This is a genomic window from Okeania sp. SIO3B5 (genome assembly GCF_010692555.1).
Classification (GTDB): domain Bacteria; phylum Cyanobacteriota; class Cyanobacteriia; order Cyanobacteriales; family Microcoleaceae; genus Okeania.
This window is the reverse complement of record NZ_JAAHHG010000469.1, coordinates 1-7,875: the sequence shown is the minus strand read 5'-3', so window position 1 is coordinate 7,875 and position 7,875 is coordinate 1. Positions and strand designations below refer to the sequence as shown.

Annotated in this window: 5 protein-coding genes; 1 reads left to right on the top strand and 4 read right to left on the bottom strand. The window is 38.2% G+C overall.

Features of this window, described 5'->3' with window-relative positions; genetic code table 11:
- Positions 1–796 precede the first annotated feature (796 nt).
- The 4 genes from F6K54_RS35670 to F6K54_RS35655 all read right to left on the bottom strand — a co-directional run bounded on the left by F6K54_RS35670 (position 797) and on the right by F6K54_RS35655 (position 4,839).
- Entirely contained in the window at positions 797–1,465 is a 669-nt protein-coding gene (locus tag F6K54_RS35670) for a hypothetical protein (RefSeq protein WP_293088515.1), read from the bottom strand.
- A gap of 149 nt (positions 1,466–1,614) precedes the next feature.
- Complete coding sequence (locus F6K54_RS35665) at positions 1,615–3,144, bottom strand: hypothetical protein (RefSeq protein ID WP_293088513.1); 1,530 nt, start codon at positions 3,142–3,144, stop codon at positions 1,615–1,617.
- Between the two features lie 28 nt (positions 3,145–3,172).
- Entirely contained in the window at positions 3,173–3,319 is a 147-nt protein-coding gene (locus tag F6K54_RS35660) for a hypothetical protein (RefSeq protein ID WP_293088511.1), read from the bottom strand.
- A 140-nt stretch (positions 3,320–3,459) separates the two neighbouring features.
- Complete coding sequence (locus F6K54_RS35655) at positions 3,460–4,839, bottom strand: AAA-like domain-containing protein (protein ID WP_293088510.1); 1,380 nt, start codon at positions 4,837–4,839, stop codon at positions 3,460–3,462.
- A gap of 660 nt (positions 4,840–5,499) precedes the next feature.
- On the opposite strand from F6K54_RS35655, the gene F6K54_RS35650 reads away from it, so the two are divergent.
- Complete coding sequence (locus F6K54_RS35650) at positions 5,500–6,984, top strand: RNA polymerase sigma factor (protein WP_293088508.1); 1,485 nt, start codon at positions 5,500–5,502, stop codon at positions 6,982–6,984.
- Positions 6,985–7,875 lie beyond the last annotated feature (891 nt).

Sequence of the window (7,875 nt, the reverse complement as noted above, 5' to 3'; positions counted from 1 at the left end):
TCTACAAAGGATTATTTACACAAACAATGCCTATAGAGTAAGGGTTTTACCTCTTATAGCGGTTTTCAGTCTGGTGAGGTACATCAACGATCCCCCTAAATACCCCTTCTCAAGGGGGACTTTCAGTTCCCCCCTTCTCAAGGGGGGTTAGGGGGGATCTTTAGCGGTGTACCTCACTAACCTGGGAAATGCTATATATAGAATCCGGGTAATTAGTTATCGTATTACTGAGGAGTAAGGAGTAAGAAGTAAGGAGTAAGAAAGGATTTGAATAGCATAAATTTTTAAATTAGTATTCATGCTTAACATTTGTAAGTTCAGGAAGTAATTTTGCGATTACTGTATAACCGGATTTTATATTACCCCTACAATATTTACTATTCTTCCCTAACGATCGATACTTTACCCAATTGTTTTACCAGTTCTAAGGGTTGTTCGAATTGCGAGGGTGTGTTGGAGATGTCTAATAGACATCTCCAATAAACATCTCCGAAAAAAAATAGAATTCTTACTCTTAGAGGCAACAGCTCATCTAGTAACAGCCAACAGGAATATAGATTTTTAGCAAAAAGGTATAAAAAAGGATTTTTTTGGGTAAATTTTCCTGGATTAAGTTAGTTTTTTGCTATGGTTTAACTCCCGTTATTTATTTTCTGGAGATGTCTAATAATAAAAAGTAAAATCTATTATCGTACATAAATTATCAATTCTTTCTCCCTACTCCCTGCTCCCTACTCCTTGCTCCGTCTTTTCTGGAGAGGTCTAATGGGTTCTATAGTCCTAAGATAACTTGGCTCTAGGAGGAACTCCCCAAGGGAAGAAGAATTGGAGGAAGATAGCTGCCGCTCATTTGTATATTTTCACTTGCCCAATTCTTGAAATCCTGTTTTGTTTGATCATTTACTGGATAACAAGGTGGAAAAGCGAGGTATGAAATGAATTTTTTGGGGTTATTTGAGTCATTTATTATCTGACAACTCCCCACAAATGTATTGGTCACCACTATGAAGTAACACTCATTTACGAATTTTTGACCATCCGGCAATGATAGTACGAAATGATTCCCATTCATTTTCATAAACAGATCTTCTAATGTGAGTGTAGGTATTTCCATCTCAACCGGGATAATGTCTTCTTTTTTGATCTGATCATTCTGACTTTTGAACAGGAAGTCAATACATGTAGATAATTTATCCGCTCGTACTTTTGCGTCTTCATTGCCGTAAGAAATAAAAGCTCCTGAATATATACTTTGATTGGTGAAAATTTCAATTAAAAACTTTTTCAATTGTTTTTCTTGAGCTATTTTTTCATTACCATCTTTTCCAAACACTAGATAATAATCATCATCAGACCAAATCCAGGCTATAAGTTGAGATAATTGTGTTATAGATCTCCTTGCAGTGATGCTACCTGAACAGTCCTGCAGTTCAGGCGGCAGAGTAGTTTCTAATGGGAATGTCATAATGTAATCTCCTTAATTAGATTTAATATTTGCGAGAAATTTTGTTACAGTATACAGCAGATTTCAGATTGGTGAGGTACACCCTTCGCGGGTGAGGATGCCTGCATTACTAACATCCATTAGGGTTAATTGCCATTCTTGACAACAGATCAATCTTCAGCATGTCCAATCAAAAAGGATAAATCTGCAGGAGCATTGCTATTTGGCAATTTAGCCCTATAATGACACTTAAAACAAGAACTCAATTTTTGATCGAAAGGCTCTAAAGCAACATTTGCCAAATGCTCCTCACCATTCAGACTTTCACTTACATCAGAAGCAGTAAAAAGTAATCCGGGATTACCTAACCATTGAACTCCTATGAGTTGATAGAATTGAGGCCATGCATTCATCGACTTGAATAATTTTTGCCATTTTTCGTTACTCTTTTCTTCATATATATCTATGGGATTTTCTCGAGTTATTTGTGAGGGGACTTGTGCTTCATTTTTGCCCCTATTGTTGGTCATAGCATAAATAGTGTTCGTCACATTATCAAGAGATTTATCTGTCTCTTTCAAGCCCCAGAGGTAAGGTTCTTGTGCAGTAACGCGATTGTTTCCTGGACATCTTTTTCCTGCGCAATTAGTATCGTAAAGATTATAATTTTCATCAGTGTTATTTTGTTTCTCAATGTCATTATTATCAGGTGCATTTTTTATATGCTCAAAAGTTGCAACAACCCAACCAGCATAGCTCGTTTTGTGAAAGATATGAAACCCGACTAAAGCTACATCTACTATTTTAGGAACTTTATTACCATCTTCGGTATCAATGTCGATTGCTCGCTTTGTAATGTAATACTTCTCCCTTTCCTTTTCGTCCATATCTTGGGCAACCATCCATGCAGCCTTAATTTCGATCGCTCCTTCATTGTCATACTCATTGCAATAATTTGAACTGTCATAGCCATCAACTTTTTTACTGCATACCAATTTAAAAAGATTGTCGCTGCTGTTAAATTTCTTGAAATTTTTTGCATCATACCAATCATTTTTGAGGATTTGATTAACTTCAATTGGATTTATTCGTTCTTCATTCATAATATAATTTCCTTTACGATCGACTAAAGAGATATCGGGATCAAGAATACTTATTTCTCCTTTATATTTAGAGGCGCCTTCCAATAATCCCAAATTCGGCATGTTGGCTAGATGTTTTAGCAGTTTTTCGTTATTTGCTTTCGGACGACATTGAGGAGGGGAAAACTGATACTTAAGTTTACCATCTTGATCTTTAGGATTTTGTCCCTTAGATAGAAACACCTCTTCAGGATATGAGTAAAACTCCCAAACACGAGGTGAATCAGGCTTTTGCCCAATTTTTGTCTCTTCTGGAAAAGCTTCACGGGTGTTACAGTCCGCAGGCCAATTCAAAGCAATAAAAGTTTTCCAAGCAAAATTATTGAAAAATTGCACACCGTCCTGAGCCATAGGATTGAATGGAATTTTACTTATAATTTTCTCCTCACTATCATTGGTGGTATATGCCAAACTTAGATTGAGTGGAGTTTTACTTGCAATTCCCACTTCACTATCATTGGTATATGCCAAACTTGGATTGATATGTAGCATCCATAAACAACTAACAAAAGCGATAAATAGAGACAAATAAGTCACAAGACGTTGAATAAGCTTCATAATTAAACCCTGACTAATATCACTAATATCAATGACGATCAATATGTGGATAATCTGACCAAAAAATTAAATTGTCAGAACCTATAAACTCAATCATCTGAGTCAGATGAGTCAGATAAGGTTCAGATGGCCTAACCGCAATATAAAACTGACGGCGAAAATACTCGGATGGCATCAATTTTAGTATATCTTTGACTTCCCAATGTAAATTTTGAAAAGTAATGATCAATCGACCAAGAAAAGAAAAAAAATTCTTTTAGCCAATCCTCTTCTTTATAAGAAAAGGCAATTATTAATTGTTAATTATTTAAGAGGTTATTGTTGACTCCTAAAATACTGTCGATACAAATCACAAGTTAATGTAGCTTTATTTCGATGGAACTTAATTAACCCCATACTACTTAACTTATAAGCAATAATAGATTCTAATAATATAGGTTCATTAGTATTGACAAGACTTTGCATAGCGATCGTTAATTCTGGCTCCTCTTCCAACTTTACTTGATGACGTCGCAAATGACTGCCATAAATTCCGGTAGATGTGGCTGCAGTTTCTAACAATTGCCTCATTGTCACATCTTCTCGACTCAGATGATAAATAGCCAGATGCACCAGTGCTGGATGTCCTCCAACGGTTGCCATCAAAAGATTTGCTTCTTTCTCATCACTCCAGTCGAGTCCGTAAGATTGGGCTAATTCCAAAACTGCTTCTAAGCTAAAACTACCTAACTGAATTGGTAATCCCACATTAAAAGGTGACTGTTTCAGTTGCAGAGGTACATAAATTTCAGTGGAGTGAACTACCACTAAACGTAAGTTTTGCCAGACTGGGAGTCTTTTTGCTTCCTCATACCATGAGCGCAATAGAGGAAAAAAATCTTTTGCTATTTCTGGATACTCAAAAATCTGGTTGACTTCATCCAAAGCTAGAAGTAGGGGAGAATTAGTTGACTGTAATAAATAGTTGCGGAAGTATAGACTACAGCTAATTTTGCTACCAATATCTTCATCCCAATAGTCATTTAAGTTAGGCTCTAGGTTTAGTTGATGGGCAATATTAGCACAGAACCAACGTAAAAATTTGTTGATACCACCACTCAAAATGTCTTGGCCTACCTGTTGTAAATCTAAGTTCACGGTGCGATAGTCCAAACTTTCTGCATAGTTTATAACCCTCAAAAGAAGGGAAGTTTTGCCCATCTCCTGGGGTGCTTTTATTCTCACCAATGCTCCTGGTTTCTCAATTTCTGCATACACTTGCTTTTCAATATCGGCTCGTTTTATGTAAAATGGTGAATCTAGAGAAATAGATCCACTCGGAAATATTGGTGACATTAGTTGTCTTACACTAGAAGAAAGTTTTCCGGAATCTTGACTCAGGAAGGTTTTTTTTGAGGTAGCTTGTGGGATGAGATATGTTTGAAGTTGCACCCGACAGCTTTTCTTTGTCACCCTTTGACCAATAATATCAGAAATTCGTCTAAATAACTCAGGAGCAACGACATTACTTAGATAACTTGAGCTGTAACTTGCCTCTTCAGCAACTATATCATAGGTCTTATTATCCCAAATACCTTGAAGAATGATAACTTCTGTGGTACTTAGAGGATGATTGTTGGTTTCTAGTAGCTTGCGGTTGATAGTCTCTAAAACAAAATCTAGCTTGATAGAATCTGTAGTTTGTTTTGTATCCATCTGTAATTAGGGTTTGCGCTCATAAAATCTTTTGGTAGGGGGAGGAAACAGGAGACAGGAGACAGGAGACAAGCCACCCCTCGCCCCTCCCCCTCCCTGGAGGGGATAAATGGGAATTATAGAGGAGGTAGTCGGAAAAATTGTCCCAAGATTGTTCTGCCATAATCATCCCAAAATACTAGCTTTTTGCAGCTCTTACCACCGAAAAACTGGTACTTTTTTTAACCCAAAAACGCTAAAGCCAATATTCAGTCAATACGCGCGATATTTAATCAGCAAGCCCTAATTATTTAAAAAATATCGGGACTTATGCAAAGACACTATATAGAAGCCATTTGGTATCTTTGGATCAGGATTAAATTTTTGAGCCACGGAGTCCTGGGTGGGAAGAAAAAATCAAAGAATAAGCACAGAAAATATTAAAAAATACTCCCTACTCCTTACTCCCTATTGCCTACCCTACCAAAAAGACTTTATGAGCGCAAACCCTATTCATAGATTTTATGAGATTGACAAATGATTAGACTTGTGCAGGTAGCTAATAAGGGTTGATTTTCACTATTGAAGAAAAGCCTGATTATATTAAGTTTGATAGGTCACACCAGTAAATCCCTTACGTCTTTATTTATGTAGATAGTTGCAGATCTAAGAGGACGTATAATGGACTTTGCTTTAACCGAGAGGGGCAATCTCGATCTGGTTGGTCAGTTTTGGGAGCAATGGATTGAGCATCAAGATATGCTTTATCGGTGCTGTCTCAGACTGATGAACTCTAACCATACAGATGCGGAAGATGCTCTAAGTCTGGCAATGCTGAAAGCTTGGGAAAAGGTGCAAAGGTTCAGGGTGCAAATTACTAATATTAAGGCTTGGTTGATACAGTTGACTCGTAACCTCTGTATTGACATTATTCGAGAACGTTCTCGACACGCTAGGGGTGTTGAAAGTATTGAATGGGTAAGCGAGACAGATGAGATGGGTATGGCCTCTTCGGTGGAGCTGCCAGAGAGTTTTCTGGAAAGAGAGGAGAGGTCCATTGAGATTCGACAGGCGATCGCTGATTTACCGGAAAGGTTGCGAGGGACTTTTATTTTACATTTTTATGAGGAGCTTACCCATACAGAAATTGCGGAACGGCAAGGGATATCCTACGAAAATGTATGCAGGCGGATATATGTGGCTAAGAAAAAGCTCAAAGAGAAGTTGAGCAACTATTTTCTGGGGACAAGGAAGAAAGTAAGTTTTACGGCAGGGAAAGGCCGGAAGTTGTCTACCTCAAGGAAAAATAAGGATCAGCAGCAGAGTATTGAGTCGGAAGAAAAGAATGGGTTAAAGATAGGGATGAAACAATTGCCTGGCGATGCCACTACATTTGATGGCCATTCTATCTCTCTATCACCCCACCACCTGATCGCCCCATCACGCATATCACCCCATCACCCCATCACCCCATCACCCCACCACCCCATCACCCCATCACAACAAGAGGTGGTAGAGGTCGAAAAATCTGAGTTTGTGGATAGTTGTGTGGAGCTAGGGGGTAATTTAGGTCAGACTATTCAGGAAGTGGCCACAGTATTGGTAGAAGTAGAGAGCGATCGGGTAGTTGAGGCAGAACAACAAGAGTGTGTTGAGAGCGCTGTTGAGTCAAGGGAGCAAGTTAACCAGAAGATTCAGGAGACTACTACAGAATTAACTGAAGTAGAGTGTGTCGAGGTATTTGAAGTAGAACAAGATGGGTGTGTCGAAAGTTCGGTAGAGTCATATCAAATCCGGAGAATTACTATATCTAAGTCATTGCAACTGAAACGGAGTGGAAGGAAGCAGTCTCAGGGGTTTAGGAGGTTACTTCCTATCGTCACAATGACAACTGTTCAACTGGATTTTGTATCAAAGGATAATAAACATATTCAGAAAATCAATAATTTTATTCAACCATTTCCGGGAACTGGAAGCAAAAGTTATCAGAAAAATCTTTTTTTGTACCGCCCACTCTCTGAAAAAATTTCTTCCTTGTTACCTTTTGCCTCTTGCCTATCAACTGCTAGCAAAAGTTACCAGAAAAAATCTCTTGTCTGTTGTTTATCAAGGAAGCGATCGCGATGGTTGAGACCATATGTTATGTGGCGGAGGGTGAGAGGTTGATTTTGCATGGCGATCGAACATTGATATCATGTCCGGTTGAATAGTTAGACTTTGGCGGAAGGAAGGCAGGAGGCAGGAGGCAGGAGGTAGAAGGTTTTCTCAAGAGTGTCACCTTAATTTTATACACGCTCCGATGCTACCGGACATGATATGATTTGAGAATAAGTTAGAACAGTATTCGTACTGGAGCTAACTAATTTGTTGAGACTGTTTGGTTGGTGAGTTCCATAGTGAAGAAATAAGAGGAGTAATTAACAGCTTGACATAATCTATGATTATCTAGTACAATCTACGATTGGTTTGGCATTTTTTGTGCGATCGCTATCCTATATCTGACTTGCTGTAGGTTTCTGCGTATTAGTAGTAATGTAAGCATTCAGCCGTCAGCAATCAGCTATCAGCTATTGCTTTTAGTTTAGGATAAAAGCAATATTTAACTATCTTATATCATGTCCGGTTGAACAGTTATAAATAAATAACGGCGTAGGAGTCAGGAGTCAGGAGTCAGGAGTCAGGAGGGAAGAAAGAAGAAGGAAGAAGAAGAACTGGAGTTGAAGGAGAAAGTTTTTTATCACTAATTATCCGGACATGATATTACTACAAAAATTGCCTCCCTTGCCCTTAAAGTCAGTTGTTAATTTAAACACTATCCTATATGAGAGAGTCTTGTTGCTGAAGTCCGCAGTTCCGACCCAGGAGGCTAGCTGACAGCTAATAGCTGAATGCTTACGTAGTAATATTATGTTCGGATAAACACTAACTATATAGGGCTTGCTGATTAAATATAAAAGTCTTTACTGATATTGGTTTTAGGCTTTTTAGGTAGTGAAAAAGTACCCCTGAACTCCCCTAAGAATGCTCAAAAATTGAGTATTTGGGTAAGAATTGGGT

What these genes read in the sequence shown, in the direction of transcription:
- F6K54_RS35665 (WP_293088513.1), bottom strand. Translation starts at nt 3,144, where the DNA reads ATGAAGCTTATTCAACGTCTTGTGACTTATTTGTCTCTATTTATCGCT.
- F6K54_RS35660 (WP_293088511.1), bottom strand. Translation starts at nt 3,319, where the DNA reads ATGCCATCCGAGTATTTTCGCCGTCAGTTTTATATTGCGGTTAGGCCA.
- F6K54_RS35670 (WP_293088515.1), bottom strand. Translation starts at nt 1,465, where the DNA reads ATGACATTCCCATTAGAAACTACTCTGCCGCCTGAACTGCAGGACTGT.
- F6K54_RS35650 (WP_293088508.1), top strand. Translation starts at nt 5,500, where the DNA reads ATGGACTTTGCTTTAACCGAGAGGGGCAATCTCGATCTGGTTGGTCAG.
- F6K54_RS35655 (WP_293088510.1), bottom strand. Translation starts at nt 4,839, where the DNA reads ATGGATACAAAACAAACTACAGATTCTATCAAGCTAGATTTTGTTTTA.